This window comes from Pseudonocardia sp. EV170527-09 (assembly GCF_008369905.1).
Lineage (GTDB): Bacteria > Actinomycetota > Actinomycetes > Mycobacteriales > Pseudonocardiaceae > Pseudonocardia.
In genome coordinates this window covers 1-16,741 of the sequence record NZ_VRMC01000050.1, presented here as the reverse complement: position 1 = coordinate 16,741, position 16,741 = coordinate 1, and the positions used below count along the sequence as shown (strand labels likewise).

Here is a 16,741-nt window from a genome sequence, read left to right as displayed (position 1 = left end):
CGCGACGGCACGGTGTCCACTCGGGTGCATGGACGAGGACGCCATCGCCCCCACCACCGCCCCGGCCGTCGACCCGGCCGACCCGGTCGCCGCCTTCTCCGGGCTGCGCGAGGTGGCCGCGGTCGTCGAGATCCCGCTGGAGGTGCCCGGCCGACCCACCCAGCAGGGGCTGCTCGTGACCCGGGACGCCGAGGTCCGGGCGCTGCTGACCGACGACCGCTTCCGGCTCGACGCGGCCGCGGTACCGCAGGCCGAGAACTTCCTGCGCAACGCCCAGACCGGGATCATCGGGCTGCCCGAGGACCTGGAGCTGCTGCGTCGCCCGATGCTGTCCCGGGACGGCGAGGACCACGCGCGGCTGCGCCGGCTCGTCTCGCGGGCGTTCACCGTGCGCCGGGTCGCCGGGCTGCGTCCGCGGGTCGAGGCGATCGTGTCCGGTCTGCTCGACGAGATCGCCGCCGCCGGGGCCGACGGCAGCCCGGTCGACCTGGTGGAGACGCTGGCCTACCCGGTGCCGATCACCGTGATCTGCGAGCTCGTCGGGGTGCCCGAGGACGACCGCGACCGCTGGCGGGAGTTCGCCCGGCTGCTGATCCACCCGGACCCGGAGCGGATGCCGGACGTCGCGCGGGGGATGGTCGCCCACGTCAGCGCGCTGATCGAGGCCCGTCGCCGTGCGCCCGCCGACGACCTGCTGTCCGCGCTCGTGACCGTGCACGACGACGACGGCGACCGGCTCTCGGAGCAGGAGCTGCTCGACATGACGGTGAACCTCACCGTCGCCGGGTTCGAGACGACCGCACACGTCCTGGCCAAGGGCACGCTCGCGCTGCTCAGCCGGCCGGGCCGGCTCGACGCCCTGCGCGCCGACCCGCAGCTGTGGCCGACGGCGGTGCACGAGCTGGTCCGCACCTGCGGCCCGGTCCCGGCCGGCGCGCCCCGGTACGCGGCCGAGGACACCGAGATCGCCGGTACCGCGGTCCCGGCCGGGACGGCGGTGCTGCCCGGGCTGCTCTCCGCCAACTTCGACCCACGTGTCGTCGACCGACCCGACGAGCTCGACGTCCGCCGCCGACCCGCCCGCGGTGAGGGGCATCTCGGGTTCGGGCACGGCGTGCACTACTGCCTGGGTGCCGCGCTGGCCCGCCAGGAGGTCGAGGTCGTGCTGTCGGCGCTGGTCACGCGCTTCCCGGGCCTGCGGCTCGCCGAGCCGGCGGACGGCCCGTCGCGGCTGGGTTTCGAGCGGCTGCCCGCTCTGCCCGTCCACGTGGACCGCCCGCCGGCGGAGCGCAGCCCCTCAGCGCGCGGCGCGGGTCTCGTAGAGCCGGCGTGACCACAGCACGCTCCCGACGGTGATCACCAGGCACCAGCCGACGGCGAGTGCGGCGTCGGTGCCGAGCCCGGCGCCGCTGCCCGGGCCGGCGCCGAGCAGCCCGCGCAGGGTGTCGATGACCGGGGTGAACGGCTGGTACGCCGCGAACCACCGGAGCCCGGTCGGCATCGACTCCACCGGCACGAACCCGCTGCCCAGGAACGGCAGCAGCATCAGGAACATCGGAGTGTTGCTCGCCGTCTCCACGCTGTCCGCGGCCAGCCCGAGAGCGACGGTCAGCCAGGTCAGCGCGACGGTGAGCAGCGCGAGCATCCCGGCGACGCCGAGCCAGGCCAGCGGCCCGGCGTCGCTGCGGAACCCCAGCGCCGACGCCACGCCGAGCACGACGACCAGACCCAGCGCGGTCTGCACGAACGCCCCGGCGACGTGCCCGGTGAGCACGCTGGAGCGGGCGATCGCCATCGTCCGGAAGCGGGCGACGACGCCCTCGGTCATGTCGGTGGCCACCCCGATGGCGGTGCCCATCGCGACGCTCGCGACGGTCAGCAGCAGCACCGCCGGGGTGACGTAGGCCAGGTAGTCGTCGCGGTCCCCGCCCAGCCCGGCGCCCATCGTGCCACCCAGGACGTAGACGAACAGCAGCAGGAACACCAGCGGCTGGGCGATCAGCATGATCGTCAGCGACGGGTAGCGGCGCAGGTGCCGGATCCGCCGGCGCAGCATCGTCGTCGAGTCGGCGAACAGCCGGGGGCGGTCGGCCGGGCCGAGGGTCGCGGTGCTCATGCCGCCACCTCCGCGGTGCCCGGGTGCCCGGTGAGGGCGAGGAAGACGTCGTCGAGGTCGGGGGTGTGGGTGGTCAGCCCCTCGGGGTCGACGCCGGCGTGGTCGAGCCGGTCGAGCAGCGCCCGCAGGTCGCGCGGACCGGTGGCGGGCAGCTGCAGCGTCAGCACCGCCGGGTCGGCGACGGCGTCGGGCAGCGCGGCGTGCGCGGCGGCCAGCGCGTCCTCGTCGGCGAGGTGCAGCAGCACGTGCCCGCCGGGCACCCGGGCCTTGAGCTGCGCGGGCGTGCCGCGGGCGACCAGGCGCCCGCCGTCGAGGACGGCGACGGAGTCCGCGAGCTGGTCGGCCTCCTCCAGGTACTGGGTGGTGAGCAGCACGGTGACGCCGCGGCCGACGAGCTCGCGCACCGCGGCCCACAGGTCGCGGCGGCTGCGCGGGTCCAGCCCGGTGGTCGGCTCGTCGAGGAACAGCACGTCCGGGTCCGCGACCAGGGTCATGGCCAGGTCGAGTCGGCGCCGCATCCCGCCGGAGTAGGTGCCCGCCCGCCGGTCGGCGGCGTCGGCGAGGTCGAAGCGCTCCAGCAGCTCCCGGGTGCGGGCGCGGCCGGTGGCGCGGGGCAGGTGGTGCAGGTCGACCATCAGCCGCAGGTTCTCCGCGCCGGTGAGCAGGCCGTCGACGGCGGAGAACTGGCCGGTCACCCCGATCGCGGCCCGGACGCCGTCGGGATCGGACGCCGGGTCCCTCCCGGCGATCCGGATCCGTCCGGAGTCCGGCCGCAGCAGGGTGGACAGGATGCGGACCAGCGTCGTCTTGCCTGCGCCGTTCGGGCCGAGCAGGGCGAGCACGGTCCCGGCGGGGACGTCGAGGTCGATGCTGCGGAGCACGGCGTGGTCGCCGTAGGACTTGTGCAGGGCGGCGACGGCGATCGCGGGCGGGGGTGTGGGCACGGTGGTTCCTCTCGTGGACGGGATCGCGGACGGTGGGTGTCAGGCGCGGCGGACGACGATGTCGCCCTCGCGGGAGCGGGCGTGGACGGTGACGGTGTCGCCGCCGTCCGGGGCCTCGCGCGGGTCCAGTGCGTTGCCGATCCGGCCGGTGGTGTCGAGGTCGAGCCAGGCGGCGCTGCCCTCGGCGACACCGACCTCCAGGCGGCCGTGCGTGCTGGTCAGCGACAGCTCGCCGCGATGCACCCGCCTGAGGCGGACGTCGCCGTAGGCGGTCCGGACGCGGGCGCCCGCGCCGAGCTCGCCGACGTCGATCGGGCCGTGGGTGCTGGTCACCTCGACGTCGCCGGCCAGCTCGTCGGCGCGGACGATGCCGTGCTTGCTGCTCAGCGTCGCGCTGCCGCCGACGCGGTGGATCTGCATGCCGCCGTGGTCGGAGCGGACCGTCGCGTCACCGGTGACGGTGCCACCGATCCGGACGTGGCCGTAGGCGGTGCCGAGGTCGGCGGAGGCCGCGTCGTCGATGCGGACGTCGCCGTAGCGGGTCGTCGCGGTGCAGTCGCCGAGGGCGCCTTCGGCGACGACCGAGCCGTAGCCGGTGCTCGCGGTCAGGGCGGAGCCTGCCGGCAGCGCGATCTCGACCTCGACCGTGCGGCCGGGGGTGCCCGGGGTGAACCTCTGCAGCAGCCCGAGCCGCGGGCCGGTGACGCGCAGCTCGCGGCCGGCCAGCTTGACCCGGACCTGGTCCGCGTGGGCGCGGTCGGCCGCGGAGCTGTGGATCTCGACGACGGTGTCGGCGCGGTCCGAGGCGATCACGCGCAGGTCGCCGATCGCGAGGTCGACGATCGCGGTGACGGGCTCGGGGGTGTCGTAGCCGGGCATGGGGCATCGCCTCCTCGGCGTCGCGGTGACGCCGTGGGTCAGGTGTGGGTGAGGTGTGGGTGAGGTGTGGGTGAGGTGTGGGAGAAGGGAATCGGTCGCGGCTCAGCCGAACCAGCCGACGCGGCCACGGCGGGTCGCATCGGGACGGTCGGGCGTCGCGGCCGGGCGGTCCAGCGCGGCGGCGGCCACGCGGGTCAGCCAGGTGTTCACACTGAGGCCGTCCCGGCCGGCGGCCTCCTCGATCCGGGTCTTGAGCGCCTCCGGCGGCCGGAAGTTGATCCGGGCGACCGGCCCGGACTCGCCGTCGGTGCCCGCCGGCGCCGATGGCGCCACGGGTGGCGCCTCCGTCGCCACCGGGGGTGCCGACGGCGCGGCAGGTGCACCGGTGACGACGAACTCGGGATCGCTGCCGCGCAGCCGCACGTGCACCGACCCCGGAGCGAGCTCGAGGGTGATCTCGTCGGCCGCCTCGGCCAGCGCCTCCAGCAGGATCAGACGGGTCGTCGAGTGCAGGGGGGCGAGCAGTCGCTCCGCGACCGCCCGGGTCTCCTCGCCTGCTGCCTCGCCCAGGGCGGAGAACTCGGTGCGCAGGCGGTCGACATATCCGTCCAACTCCATGGCGCAACTATGGCGCATAATGGCGCCATCGTCAACAGTGTGGCGCCAGCTCTTGACCGTGCCGCGACGGCAGGGTTTCCGCTGGGTCCGGCGAGCCACCCGTCACGAGGGGAGAACGACGTGGACCGGAGCACCGAACGCCGCACGACCGGGGAGGGCTGCCCCGTCGCGCGACTGGGGCGGCTGCGGGAGCAGGGACCCGTGGTGCCGTTCGACGACACCCCGATGGGGCCCGCGGTGCTGGTCACCCGGCACGACGACGTCCACGCCGTGCTGCTCGACCCGCGCCTGCGCAGCGATCCCGCCGCGGTACCCGGCGCCGGTCGGGGCATCGCGGGGGTGTTCGCGACGCTCGGGTTCCCCGACGAGCTCGCCCACCTCGGGCGGGGGCTGCTCGTCCGTGACGGCGAGGACCACGCCCGGCTGCGTCGGCTGGTCTCGCGCGCGTTCACCGTGCGCCGGGTCCGCGAGCTGCGTCCGCGGATCGAGGCGCTCACCGACGGCCTGCTCGACGACATCGCCGCCGCCGGCGCCGACGGCACCCCGGTCGACCTCGTCGCCGCCCTGTGCCACCCGCTCCCGATCGCGGTGATCTGCGAGCTGGTCGGCGTACCGGAGGAGAGCCGGGAGGTCTGGCGGGCCCTGGCCCGGCTGCTCGTCGCCCCCGACCCCGCGCGGATGCCCGCGGCGGCCCACGCCGTGCACGACCAGGTGCACGAGCTGATCGCGGCCCGGCGCGCGGACCCGGCCGACGACCTGGTCAGCGCCCTGGTCGCGGTGCACGACGACGGCGACCGGCTCGACTCCGACGAGCTCGCGGTGCTGCTGTTCGACCTGGTGCTGGCCGGGTTCGAGACGACCGCGCACGTCCTGTCCCGGGCCGCGCTGGTCCTGCTCACCCGGCCGGAGCAGCTCGCCGTGCTGCGGGACGAGCCGGAGCGCTGGCCGACCGCGGTGCACGAGATCGTGCGGACCTGCGGCGCGGTCCCCACGGCCGCCCCGCGCTTCGCCGCCGCCGATCTCGTGGTCGGCGACACGACGGTCCCGGCGGGCAGCACGGTCGTCGCCGGGTTGGTGACGGCCAACTTCGACCCGCGCCGCCACGACCGGTCCGAGGAGTTCGACGTGACCCGCGACCCGGGCCGCGGCGAGGGGCACCTCGGCTTCGGGCAGGGCGCGCACTACTGCCCGGGCGCGGCCCTCGCCCGCACCGAGCTCGAGATCGGGCTGCGGGCACTGGTCGCCCGGTTCCCCGCCCTGCGCCTCGCCGAGGTCGTCGAGGGTCCCACGGACCTGGGGTTCGTGCGGGCGGACGCGGTCGAGGTGCGGGTGGACGCGCTCCCCGCCCACGACCACCCTGCCGGAATGGGCGGTGTGGGCCAGGATGTCCGGTGTGACCCGTGATCGCATCGCCTCCCGTGTCCGCCGCGCCGGGACGGCGGTGGCGGCGGTCGTCCTGATGGGCGTGGCGGGCTGCGGCGCCGCGTCGCCCGCGGCACCGGCCCCCGCACCGCCCGCACCGCCCTCGCCGTCCCCGGCCCGGACCGGGGACGGCGGTCTGCGGGTCACCCCCGTGGCGGGCGGGTTCTCCCACGTCTGGAGCGTCGGTGCGCTGCCCGACGGGCGCGCGCTGGTCACCGAGCGGTCCGGGCGCCTCTCGCTGCTCGCCTCGCTCGACCCGGGCACCGCGGTCACCCCGGTCGCCGCCGACCTCGGCGACGTGTTCGCCCGCGGCGAGGGCGGGCTGATGGGGCTGGCCGTGCACGCCGACTTCGCGACGTCGAACCGGTTCACCACCTGCCAGACCCACGCCGAGAACGGGAACCCGGTCGACGTCCGGCTGGTCACCTGGACGCTCTCCCCGGACGGCGCCACCGCGACCCGGGTCGCGGACCCACTGGTCGGCGGGCTGCCGATCGCCTCGGGCGGACGCCACTCGGGCTGCCGGATCGCCGTCGACGACACCGGGGCGCTCGTCGTCGGGACCGGAGACGCGGCGATGCCCGCCACCCCGCAGGACCTCACCTCGCTCGGCGGCAAGACGCTGCGGGTCGACCCGGCCACCGGTGGGCCCGCGGCCGGCAATCCCTTCGCCGACGTCGCCGACCCGGCCCAGCGCCTCGTCCACACCTCCGGACACCGCAACGTGCAGGGCGTCGCGGTCGAGCCGGGCACCGGGCGGATCTTCACCGCCGAGCACGGCCCCACCCGCGACGACGAGGTCAACCTGCTGCGCCCGGGCGCCAACTACGGCTGGGACCCCTCGCAGGGCGGCACGGTGACCACCTACGACGAGTCGGTCCCGATGACCGACCGGGACCGCTTCCCCGACGCCGTCCCCGCCGCGTGGGCCTCCGGCAGCCCGCCCGAGGCGCCGGCCGGCGCCGCGTTCCTCGACGGCGACGCGTGGGGCCCGCGGAACGGGATGCTCGCCGTGGCCGCGTTGCGCGGACAGAAACTGCTGCTGATGCGCGTCGGCCCGGAGGGCACCGACGGCGCGGTCTCCGACGTCGAGATCCCGGCGGAGCTCGACGGGGAGTTCGGCCGGCTGCGCGGGGTCTACTCCGCGCCGGACGGGGCCCTGCTGGTCACGACGTCCAACGGCGACGACGACCGGGTCCTGCGGGTCGACCCGAGCTGACCTGCGCCGGGGCCGACCCGGACCGGGGTGACGACGCGACCAGGACGGAGGTCTGAACCGTCCGGGACCGGGTACGCGGCGCGGATGGTCGTGTTCGAGGAACCCGTCACGGTGTCGCTCCCGGTGGCGGCCGCCCTGTCCGGGCTGTCCGCCTACGACGTCTGGGTCCGCTACGCCGGACTCGGCGGCACCGGCACCGAGCACGACGTCGCTGCCATGCTGGTCGACCCGGCCGTGACCGCCCCTGCCGACCGGGTCCTGCTCGCCCGTGTGCTCGACGCGCACCTGGTGGTGCTGGGGTGCCGTCGCCGGGTCGGCCCGCACACCGGCGACGACGCGGCCCCGCCCGCGGTGCCCTGAACCGGCCGGGTCAGCCGCGCACAGACCGGGCGAAGCCGACGACGTCGCGCACGGCGTGGGCGTAGACGTCGGGCATGGCGTCGCGGAACAGGATCATGCCGACGTGGCAGAGCCCGGGGTACACCAGCCCGACCGAGGGGACCCCGGCGGCGAGCAGTCGCCGGTGGTGGGCAAGACCCTCGTCGCGCAGCGGGTCCAGCTCCGCGCAGGCGATCACGTGCGACGGGAGCCCGTGCAGGTCCTCGGGCCGGGCGGCCGCGGCCCAGCAGGTCGGGTCCTCGGCGTGCGTGGAACCCGGGTCGTAGACCTCGGCGAGCAGCGGGAACAGCTCCCGGTTGAGCCAGTAGCGGTCGTTCTCCCACAGCGACGCCAGGTCCGCGGGCGCCCGGTCCCAGGACCCCAGTACGTACGGGCACTGGGCGTACACCCCGGCGATCCGCCCGGCCCAGCCGTCGCGGCGGGCCCGGACCGCCAGCCCGAGCGCGAGGTTCGCGCCGCCGGAGTCCCCGGTGACGACGACGTGCGTCCCGCCCAGCTCCGTGAGGTGCTCGTGCACCCAGTGCAGGCCGGTGACGCAGTCGTCGAGACCCGCCGGGAACGGGTGCGACCCGAGCCGCCCGCCGCCGTTGCGGTACTCGACCCCCACGACGACGGCGCCCTCCGCGGCCAGCTCGTCGCGCCACCGCACGTACAGCGGACCCTCGGCGGCCAGCATGACCATCCCGCCGCCGTGCACCTGGTAGATCACCGGCAGCGGCCCGTCCACGCCGGTCGGGCGGTGGACGTACAGGGTGATCTCGTGGCCGTCGGCCCCGGGCACGGTCCGGGTCGTGCGGTCGATGCCCGACATCGGCGCCCAGCCCGTGGACAGCGCGGCGAAGAATCCCTCGAAGCCCTCCTCGGCGGCGTCGACGAAGCCGAGCAGCGCCGGGCGGCCCGCGGTGCGGTCCAGCGGGGCGTCGTCGGCATGCCCGGTCAGTCCGAAGCCCTCCAGCACCGCGACCATCCGCGGGTCGGCCCGCGGGTCGTCGCCGATCGTCATCGACGGGTTCCCGAGCCGGCCGGGTGCGCGGGTGGGGACGACGGCGTCGGTGCTCACGTGGGCTCCTCGGGCGGTGGGTGACGTCGATCGTGTCCTGAGTCACACCCGTCCGTCAACCGAGTCGTCGCGGCGCGCCGGGACCGCAGGTTCGAGCAGGTGGACCTCGCGTTCGAGGTCGCCCATCCGGTCCCGCTTCACCGGCGGCGGCTCGGGCACGGGGCCGCCCTCGCGCAGGACCCGCACGGTGTCGGCGAGCCGGTCCACCCGGCGCAGGATGCCGTTGCGGTGCAGGAACCAGGCCAGGAACCGGGTCAGCACGGCGACCGCGAGCGCGATGCCGACCGACAGGTAGTCGCGGACGCGGATCTGGTTGATCTCGGCGATGCGGTCGTCGAGCAGCTGCCGCTCGCCGGTCCGCATCTGGTCGACGCGGCTGCGGATGCCGTCCATGAGGTTCTTGCCGTAGGCCAGGTCCCCGCGGATCTCGCCGCCGGTGTTCCCGCCCGCGGCGACGACGTCGCGCTGGCGGGCCAGGTCGGTCATCTGCTTCGACGTCAGGTCCTGCAGCTCGGCGATCCGGGCCAGCTTGTCCGTGCGCGGCTTCTCGCCGGGCTCCGCCGCGGCCAGCGACTCCAGATGCCCCAGGACCGTCGGGAGCTCCGCCGACGCGTCGGTGAAGGGCTCCAGGTACTCGGTGCGCCCGGTGAGCTGGTAGCCGCGGACGCCGGTCTCGGCGTCGACCATGAGCGTGGTGAGGTCACCGAGCGTGCCGGTCATCTCGAACTTGCGCTGGATGTCGGTCTCGATGTCGACGCGCTGCAGGTTCCCGGTCAGGGCCAGCCCGGCCGAGACCAGCACGGCCAGCAGCGGCAGCCCGATGGTGATGCGGCTCTGCACCCGCATGGGCAGGCCGTCCCAGTACCGCAGGACGGGTCGCGCCGGAGCGCTCAGGGTGTCGCGAAGGCTCCTGGCCACCGACGGAGTGTACGGAGGTGCCACCCTGGCCTGCCCGTCCGAGCGATCGTGGCCGGACCGGTCGTCCCGGGACGGGGCAGCCGGGCTACGGCTCGGGGGTGCGGTCGGCGGCATCGGGGGCCGGGGTGGCGCGGACGACCGCCAGGACGGCGTCGACCAGCCGCGCGGTGTCGTGCTCGGGGTCGAGGGGCGCGCCGAGCTGGGCCCACAGGTACGCGGGGGCGATCACGAGCTCGACGAGCTGCATCCCGCTCACACCCGTGACACCGGCCGCCTCCAGCATCGCCCGGAAGTCGTCGACCCGCGGCTGCACGATCGCCATGACGTCGTGCGGGTCCGTCGACGCGCGGGTGGCGGCGAGCAGCGCCCGGAGCATCCCGAGCGCGTGCGGGCCGCTCAGGCTCGTCAGGAGCCGGCCGACGTACTCGGTGAGGTCGGCACGCAGGTCGCCGCTGGCCGGCACCGGCGACGAGGTCCGCACGTCGCCGACCACGACCTCCAGCAGCAGCGACTCGATGGTCCGCCACCGTCGATAGACGGTGGTGGGGTGCACCCCGGCGCGCTGGGCGACCGCGGGGATGGTGAGTTCCGCGTCCGGTTCGCCGAGCGTCTCCCGGACGGCGGCGAGCACGGCCTCCCGGGTCCGCGCGGTGCGTCCGCCCGGGCGTATCGATCCTGCGGTCTCGGGCACCCGCACATCTTAACGCATTGATAGTTGCGTTTGTCGACGCCGTCGGCCTACGGTTAACGCAATTCGAGTTGCATGAGTGAGGAGCACGCTGATGGCACACGCACTCGTCGTCGGGGCCGGGATCGCCGGCGAAGCACTGGCGGTCGCCCTGGCCAGGGACGGATGGCGGGTCACCGTGGTCGAAGTCGCGCCGGAGATCCGTACCGGCGGTCAGACGGTCGACCTGCGCGGTGACTCCCGTCAGGTCCTGGTCGATCTGGGGCTGATCGACGAGGTGCTGGCGCACCTCGTGCCGCAGCGGGGGATCGCGTGGATCAGGGCCGACGGCAGCCGGATGGCCGAGATGCCGGTCGAGGCCTTCGGCGGCCGGGGGCTGATCTCGTCCGAGGAGCTGCTCCGGTCCGATCTCGCCCGGGTGCTCCACGGGGCGGCGGGTGCCGCGGGTGTCGAGTACCGGTTCGCCGACACCGTCGAGCAGCTGACCGACACGACGGAGGGCGTGGAGGTCCGGTTCCGCTCGGGGCCGGTGGAGGTGTTCGACGTCGTCGTCGGGGCGGACGGGTCGCACTCCCGCACCCGCTCCCTGCGGTTCGGCCCGGAGTCCGCATACCGGAAGCCGCTGGGCCTGGCCCACGCCTGGTTCACCCTGCAGGAGGGTCCCGGGACACCGTTGCTGGACGGGTGGGCGCTGTCGTACAACGAGCCGGGGCGTCGCGGACTGACCGCGCGCCCCGGGCACCCGGGACAGCAGGAGATCGGGATGACGTTCGCCGCCTCGACCGTCCCCCGTGCGCACGACGCGCGCCTCGCCGTGCTCGACGACGCCTTCCACGGCGCCGGGTGGCGTGCCGCGGAGTTCCTCGCCGCCGCACGCACCGCCCCTGACCTCGCACTCGACACCTACGACCAGATCCACATCGACCGAGGGTGGTCCGACGGGCGGGTCGTGCTCGTGGGCGACGCCGCCTGGTGCGCGAGCCCGCTGAGCGGACTCGGTACCGCGCTGGGGTTGCGGGGAGCCGCGGAGCTCGCGGAGGCGCTGCGACGGCACGGGGTGTCGGCGGAGCCGACCGCGGAGCGGATCCGGGCGGCCTTCTCGAGCTTCGAGCAGGTGATGCGTCCCCGCGCGGCTGCCGCGCAGAAGCTCCTTCCCGGACGGGTCCGCATGGTGGCGCCGAAGACCCGGCGGGGCATCCGGGCCAATGCCATGGTGATGCGCGTCGTGCAGGCGCCCGCCTTCCTGCGCGTCGTGCGGTTCCTCGCCGGTGGTCGCGGCCACGACGACGGCGCCGGTCCCGAGCCGTCCCGCCCCGACCGGTCCCGCCAGGCCGGGTGAGGGGTCTCAGACCCGGCGGTCCGCGAACGCCCCCGCGACGAGTGCGACGGCCCGGTCGGGGTCGGCGGCGAGGCGGCGCAGCGCGTCCCGCGGGCCCGGTCCGGGCAGCTCGACCAGGGCCTGCGCGACCCGGATGCGGGCCGCGGGGTCGGTCCCGTCCAGGTCGTCGTTGAGCGCGCCGAGGATCCGCCCTGCGCTCGCCGGGTCCGTGTGTGCCAGCTGTGCGAGGACCTCCGCGGCCTCGACGTCGTCGTCGCCCGTGCGCACCATCGCGACCAGCTCCGGGACGGCGGCGACGGCCCCGGCCCGTCCTGCGGCCGTCGCCGCGCGGCGGCGGACCCGGGGGTCCGGGTCGGCCAGGGCGTCGAGCAGCGCCGCGGTCGCCGACGGGACCGGTGCGGCGTCGGCGAGCGCGTCGACCGCGCGTCGCCGGACGGCCGGGTCGTCCGAGCCCAGACCGGCCGCGAGCGCGGCCGCGGCTGCGGCGTCCGGGTCGCCCGCCCGCTCCAGCGCCGAGCGCAGCGCCCACCGCAGCGCCCCCGCGACGTGCGGGTCGGACTCGGCGAGGAACGAGCGGGCCAGCAGCTCCGCGGGCAGCGCCGGGCCGTCGGCCGTGGCCAGCGCGGCCTGCTGTCGACGCCCCGCGATCGGCGACCCGAGTGCCCGCAGCAGCCCGACGACGTCGACGACCTCGGTCCAGGTGCCCGCCCCGGCGGCGTCGACGGTGCGCAGCCGCGTGAGCAGCTCCCGTTCCCGTTCCAGGCGTTCTTCGGTGGCCCGGACCAGGTCCGCGACCAGCCCGGACGGGTCGAACCCCGGGTCGCGGAGGGCGTCGGCGACCTGGGCCAGGGACAGCCCGAGTGTCCGCAGGCCCTCCACGTGGAAGAGCCTGCGGACGTCGTCGGGGGGAGTACTCGCGGTAGCCGCCGACGGTCCGCCCGGTCGGCCGGAGCAGACCCACGGCGTCGTAGTGGCGCAGCATCCGCACGCTCACCCCGCTGCGGCGCGCGACCTCACCGATCAGCACGCGGTCGCCTCGCGCCCCGGGCCGAGCGCGACCACCCGGCGCGCCTGTGCCACGGCGTCGTCGAACCCGGTGGTCGGGTCCTCGCGCAGCACCATCGTCGCCCGGGCGTGCGTCGCGACGTCCGGGTCGGGCCCTGCCGCAGCCCGGTCGAGGACGGTGTCGGCCGCCGCGCCGAGGTCGGCCAGCGCCCGGGACAGGCTCAGCCGCACCGCTCGGTCGCCGCGGCCCAGCTGCCGGCCGAGCTCCTCGGCGAGCCCGGCGCGACCGGCCTCGGGAACGAGCACGACGGCGGTGCGCCACGCGGTGCGGGCCACCTCGTCGTCGGGGTCGCGCAGCAGGGCGGGCGTGACCCGGTCCGCGGTCGCCGGGTCGGCGATCTTGGACAGGGTGTGCAGTGCCTGGGCCCTGGCCTGCGCCGACGACGAGCCGAGCTGGGCATCGAGCCGCGGCAGCACGTCCGCGGCCGGGAGCCGGGTCAGCGCCCAGGACAGCATGTCCCGGACGAAGAAGTCCGGCTCCTCCCCGCAGCGGCGCACCAGAGTGTCGAGCAGGGCCGAGTCGGGGGCCGACCCGGCGGCGAGCGCTGCCCGCAGCCGGACCGACGGGTCGGCGGCGGACAGGGATGCGGTGATCTCCGGTGGTGTCATGACCACCACCCCACTGCCTGTCACGGTGTCAGGGTCAAGCCCGTCGTTCCGTGGGCGCAAGGGGTGGCGACGACGACCACCGCTCGGGGCCCCGGCGCGGGCGGGGCCCCGGTAGCGACGTCAGGCCGGGGTGATGACCACCTTGAGCGCCTGGTTGGCCGCGGCGTTCTTGAACACGTCGTAGGCCTCGTCCATCTGGTCGAAGGTGAACGAGTGGGTGCCCATCTTCTCCGCCGGGATCCGCTCGCCCGCGACCATCTTGAGCAGCGTCGGGATGGACACGGTGTCGACCAGGCCCATGGTCAGCGTGACGTTGGAGATCCACATGTCCTGCATCGGCAGCTCCACCGGGGTGCCGTGGACACCCACGTTGGCGATCGTGCCGCCCGGGCGCACCAGCGACGCCGCGGTCAGCAGCGTCTCCGGGTAGCCGACGGCCTCGATCGCGACGTCCACGCCGAGTCCGTCGGTCAGCGCGGTCACGTCCGCGACGGTGCCCGGTCCCACCTCGACGCTGTCGGTGGCGCCGAACTCGATGGCCTTCTCCAACCGGAACTTGTTGGAGTCGATCGCGATGACCTTCGACGCGCCCCACAGACCGGTCGTGAGGATCGCCGAGAGCCCGACCGCACCCGCGCCGACGACGGCGACCGTGTCGCCCGGCCGCACGTTCCCGGCGAGCACACCGACCTCGTAGCCGGTCGGCAGCGAGTCGGCGAGGAAGATCGCCTGCTCGTCGGTGACCGACTCCGGCACCGCGTAGAGCGAGGTGTCGGCGTAGGGGACCCGTACGTACTCGGCCTGGGTGCCGTCGATGAGGTGGCCGAAGATCCAGCCGATCCCGCCGACCGTCTGGCAGTGCGACGGCATGCCGCGCTGGCAGTAGTCGCAGCGGCCGCACTTGGTGATCGCCGGGACGAGGACGCGGTCGCCGACGGCGAAGCCGGACACGGCGTCACCGACGGCGGTGATCGTGCCGACGGCCTCGTGGCCGAGGATGCGGCCGTCGGTGACGGCCGGGACGTCGCCCTGCAGGATGTGCAGGTCGGTGCCGCAGATCGTGGTGGTGTCGACCTTGACGATCACGTCGGTGGGGTCCTGGATCGTCGGGTCCGGGACCTCCTCCCAGGACTTGGCGTCCGGTCCGTGGTAGACGAGTGCCTTCATCTGCTCACTCCGTTGGTCGCAGGGGGTGCCGAGGGCGTCGGCGGACCCGACGCTAATGCGGGAGTGCGCATGTGACTGTCCCGTTCTGGGACGACTCCGCGGGCGACACGAGCCTCGGCGACGGCCGTGTGTCCCGGCCCCGGGACACCTCAGCCGATGTAGCTAGCCGATGTAGCTGATCCCGAACGCGTCGATCTTGCGGTAGAGCGAGGACCGGGCGATCCCCAGCAGCTCGGCGGCCTGGTAGCGGTTGCCGCGCGCCTCGTAGAGGGCCTGGATGATCACGTCGCACTGCGCCGCCTCCAGCATCGACATCCGCGGTGCGCCGCCGGTGAAGCACGACGACGGCAGGTCCGGTGCCTGCACGACGCCGACCGGCTTGCGGGCGATGACGTAGCGCAGGACGTCCTCCAGCTCGCGCAGGTTCCCTGGCCAGGCGTAGCCCTCCAGGACCCGCACCACCTGCATGCTCAGGCTCAGCGACCGGCCGCCGGACAGTGAGTGCAGCACCGACCGCGCGAGCTCCCCGAGCTCGTCGGCCCGGTAGCGCAGCGCGGGCACCCGGACCGTGTCGTGGAAGTGCCGCAGCAGCAGCCCGTACGGCCGAGTGGCGTCGACCGAGGGCGTGTCGATGCAGCCGACGACGGTCGGTGCCGCGGGCGTGGACACCAGGAGCCGCAGTGACTCGTCGAGGCGCCGCGCGGCGACCGACCCGAGCATGGCGAGCCGGCGCAGGACGAGCAGCCGTGGCCGGTCCCCGTCGGTGCCGCGGACCGTCGGCAGGAGGGGGCCACCGGACTCCGCGATCCGCGCGCAGTCGAGCACCTGCACCGTCCCGGCCGGGTGGCTGCGGCGGAACTGCTCGACGGCCAGGGTCTGCTTCCCGACGCCCGGCTCGCCGACGAGGAGCAGGTGTCTGGTCCGGGCGGCGACGGCGGTCGCGACGTCGCGGCGGGCACGCAGGTAGGGGCTGAGGAGCTCCCGGTTCGCGCGTCGCCGCACCTCGGCGGCGGCGCCGTCGGCGTGCGCGTCCCTGAAGTCGGCCGCGAAGTCCCGGCGGGCGGTCGGCGCGACGTGCGAGCCCTGGCGACGCATCGCGTCCGTCGTCCGGGACCCGGCCGGTACGCCCACGCTGCGCCGCCCGGCGCTGATGTGGCCCACGACGGCGCCGCCGTCCCGGACGACGGAGGTGGCGACGTCGTCGCGGCGGCCCGACGGCAGGTCGGCGGTGGACCCGGCGGGCGGCGGCTCGGCGAGGGCGGCGTCGGCGAGCGCCCGGTCGAGGAGGTGGTCCCGGTCCTCGCGGGGCAGGGCCCGGAACCCGGGACTGCACAGGGTCGCCCGGCCGTCGGTCGCGACGACCCACTCCGCCCCGGAGCGTTCGCAGACGTCGTCGAAGCGGGCGTGCAGCATCCGCCCGGCCCGGTGCGCGCGGTCCCGGACGTGCTCGCCGATCTGGCGGGCCAGCTCCGCGGCGACGGCCGCGCGCAGTGCCGAGCCGCCGCCCGGCGCCGACAGGTGCGCCACGACCACCACCGTCTGCGGGTTCGCGTCGCTGTCCGACGGCACCGGTGCGGCGGCCTCGGTCAGGCAGGCGAGGTCGGGGTGCAGGTGCTCGGGGCCGTCCACCCGGGCGGCGCGACCGGTGGCCCGCACCAGCGCGGACGCCGTCGTCGCCACGTCCTGCTCGGCGATCCGGAAGCCCGGTGCGACCAGGACGGCATCGAGCAGCGTGGCGAGGTCCGGGCAGGCGTCGCGGCGGACGCGGACCACCCCGTCGCCGTCGACGAGCAGCACCGAGCAGCCCAGGTCCTCGGCGCCGGCGAGGAAGCGGTCGAAGACCTCGTCGGCCTCGGCGACCGCGGCGGGCCCCGGCTCGTGCCCGACGTAGGTCGCGGACCGGGCCAGGTCGACGCCCAGGTCGAGCGCCCGCTGCCAGGACTCCGCGACGACCGGGCGGACGTGGGCGCCCGCGGTACCGACATGCCGGGTGTGCCGCGCCCGCCGGGCGGCGGCCTCCACCCCGGCGCCGGTATCCACGGGCCGAGCGTAGCCAGCCGGCGCCACGCTCCGCGAGGACCGCCGGCAGCCGGCGTCCGTCGGCCACGCTCACCGGCCCTGGCAGTACGACCTCGTGGGGCAGCCCGGCTACGCAGGGAAATCGGCGCTGCGCGACAGGTCTTCGTTCCTCCGGATCTCGGCCAGATCCTTCTCCAGAGTCTCGACCACGGCGTCGTATCCGCTGTTGCCCAGGACCAGCCGGCGGGGCGGCGGGTCCTGGGACATCGCCGTGATCAC

The 16,741-nt window shown here is 75.4% G+C and carries 16 protein-coding genes; 5 read left to right on the top strand and 11 right to left on the bottom strand.

What is annotated here, in order from left to right; all coding sequences use genetic code 11:
• Positions 1–28 precede the first annotated feature (28 nt).
• Positions 29–1,333, top strand: a complete 1,305-nt coding sequence (locus FVA95_RS16700) for a cytochrome P450 (protein WP_149665047.1) — start codon at positions 29–31, stop codon at positions 1,331–1,333.
• Here the strand turns inward: FVA95_RS16700 and FVA95_RS16695 are convergent.
• The 4 genes from FVA95_RS16695 to FVA95_RS16680 form a co-directional block, all read right to left on the bottom strand.
• On the bottom strand, positions 1,298–2,116 hold the full coding sequence (locus FVA95_RS16695) for an ABC transporter permease (RefSeq protein WP_149665046.1): 819 nt from the start codon (positions 2,114–2,116) through the stop codon (positions 1,298–1,300). The genes FVA95_RS16700 and FVA95_RS16695 overlap by 36 nt on opposite strands.
• On the bottom strand, positions 2,113–3,060 hold the full coding sequence (locus tag FVA95_RS16690) for an ABC transporter ATP-binding protein (RefSeq protein ID WP_149665045.1): 948 nt from the start codon (positions 3,058–3,060) through the stop codon (positions 2,113–2,115). Before FVA95_RS16690 ends, FVA95_RS16695 begins: the two co-directional genes overlap by 4 nt.
• A 39-nt stretch (positions 3,061–3,099) precedes the next feature.
• Complete coding sequence (locus FVA95_RS16685; RefSeq protein WP_149665044.1) at positions 3,100–3,939, bottom strand: DUF4097 family beta strand repeat-containing protein; 840 nt, start codon at positions 3,937–3,939, stop codon at positions 3,100–3,102.
• Between the two features lie 102 nt (positions 3,940–4,041).
• Positions 4,042–4,557, bottom strand: coding sequence for a hypothetical protein (locus FVA95_RS16680; protein WP_149665043.1), 516 nt, complete (start codon positions 4,555–4,557; stop codon positions 4,042–4,044).
• Positions 4,558–4,677: 120 nt separating this feature from the next.
• On the opposite strand from FVA95_RS16680, the gene FVA95_RS16675 reads away from it, so the two are divergent.
• From FVA95_RS16675 to FVA95_RS16665, 3 genes are all read left to right on the top strand, one after another.
• Complete coding sequence (locus FVA95_RS16675) at positions 4,678–5,961, top strand: cytochrome P450 (RefSeq protein ID WP_149665042.1); 1,284 nt, start codon at positions 4,678–4,680, stop codon at positions 5,959–5,961.
• A complete protein-coding gene (locus tag FVA95_RS16670; protein ID WP_149665041.1) occupies positions 5,942–7,198 on the top strand; it encodes a sorbosone dehydrogenase family protein in 1,257 nt (418 codons plus the stop codon). Before FVA95_RS16675 ends, FVA95_RS16670 begins: the two co-directional genes overlap by 20 nt.
• A gap of 90 nt (positions 7,199–7,288) precedes the next feature.
• Positions 7,289–7,558, top strand: a complete 270-nt coding sequence (locus tag FVA95_RS16665) for a hypothetical protein (RefSeq protein ID WP_149665040.1) — start codon at positions 7,289–7,291, stop codon at positions 7,556–7,558.
• Between the two features lie 10 nt (positions 7,559–7,568).
• On the opposite strand, the gene FVA95_RS16660 is transcribed toward FVA95_RS16665, so the two are convergent.
• From FVA95_RS16660 to FVA95_RS16650, 3 genes are all read right to left on the bottom strand, one after another.
• Positions 7,569–8,657: an alpha/beta hydrolase fold domain-containing protein gene (locus tag FVA95_RS16660; protein WP_205015880.1), complete on the bottom strand. Its 1,089-nt coding sequence runs from the start codon at positions 8,655–8,657 to the stop codon at positions 7,569–7,571.
• 42 nt (positions 8,658–8,699) lie between these two features.
• Complete coding sequence (locus FVA95_RS16655; RefSeq protein WP_161992332.1) at positions 8,700–9,575, bottom strand: CHASE3 domain-containing protein; 876 nt, start codon at positions 9,573–9,575, stop codon at positions 8,700–8,702.
• Between the two features lie 85 nt (positions 9,576–9,660).
• On the bottom strand, positions 9,661–10,266 hold the full coding sequence (locus tag FVA95_RS16650) for a TetR/AcrR family transcriptional regulator (protein ID WP_161992331.1): 606 nt from the start codon (positions 10,264–10,266) through the stop codon (positions 9,661–9,663).
• A gap of 91 nt (positions 10,267–10,357) precedes the next feature.
• Here FVA95_RS16650 and FVA95_RS16645 point away from each other — a divergent pair, with 91 nt between their 5' ends.
• Positions 10,358–11,602: an FAD-dependent monooxygenase gene (locus FVA95_RS16645; protein ID WP_149665037.1), complete on the top strand. Its 1,245-nt coding sequence runs from the start codon at positions 10,358–10,360 to the stop codon at positions 11,600–11,602.
• A gap of 6 nt (positions 11,603–11,608) precedes the next feature.
• On the opposite strand, the gene FVA95_RS16640 is transcribed toward FVA95_RS16645, so the two are convergent.
• The 4 genes from FVA95_RS16640 to FVA95_RS16625 form a co-directional block, all read right to left on the bottom strand.
• Positions 11,609–12,481: a HEAT repeat domain-containing protein gene (locus FVA95_RS16640; protein ID WP_368667331.1), complete on the bottom strand. Its 873-nt coding sequence runs from the start codon at positions 12,479–12,481 to the stop codon at positions 11,609–11,611.
• A 141-nt stretch (positions 12,482–12,622) separates the two neighbouring features.
• Positions 12,623–13,276, bottom strand: a complete 654-nt coding sequence (locus FVA95_RS16635; RefSeq protein ID WP_149665070.1) for a HEAT repeat domain-containing protein — start codon at positions 13,274–13,276, stop codon at positions 12,623–12,625.
• A 120-nt stretch (positions 13,277–13,396) separates the two neighbouring features.
• A complete protein-coding gene (locus tag FVA95_RS16630) occupies positions 13,397–14,443 on the bottom strand; it encodes an alcohol dehydrogenase catalytic domain-containing protein (protein WP_149665036.1) in 1,047 nt (348 codons plus the stop codon).
• A gap of 162 nt (positions 14,444–14,605) precedes the next feature.
• Positions 14,606–16,483, bottom strand: a complete 1,878-nt coding sequence (locus tag FVA95_RS16625) for a helix-turn-helix domain-containing protein (RefSeq protein WP_149665035.1) — start codon at positions 16,481–16,483, stop codon at positions 14,606–14,608.
• Positions 16,484–16,741 lie beyond the last annotated feature (258 nt).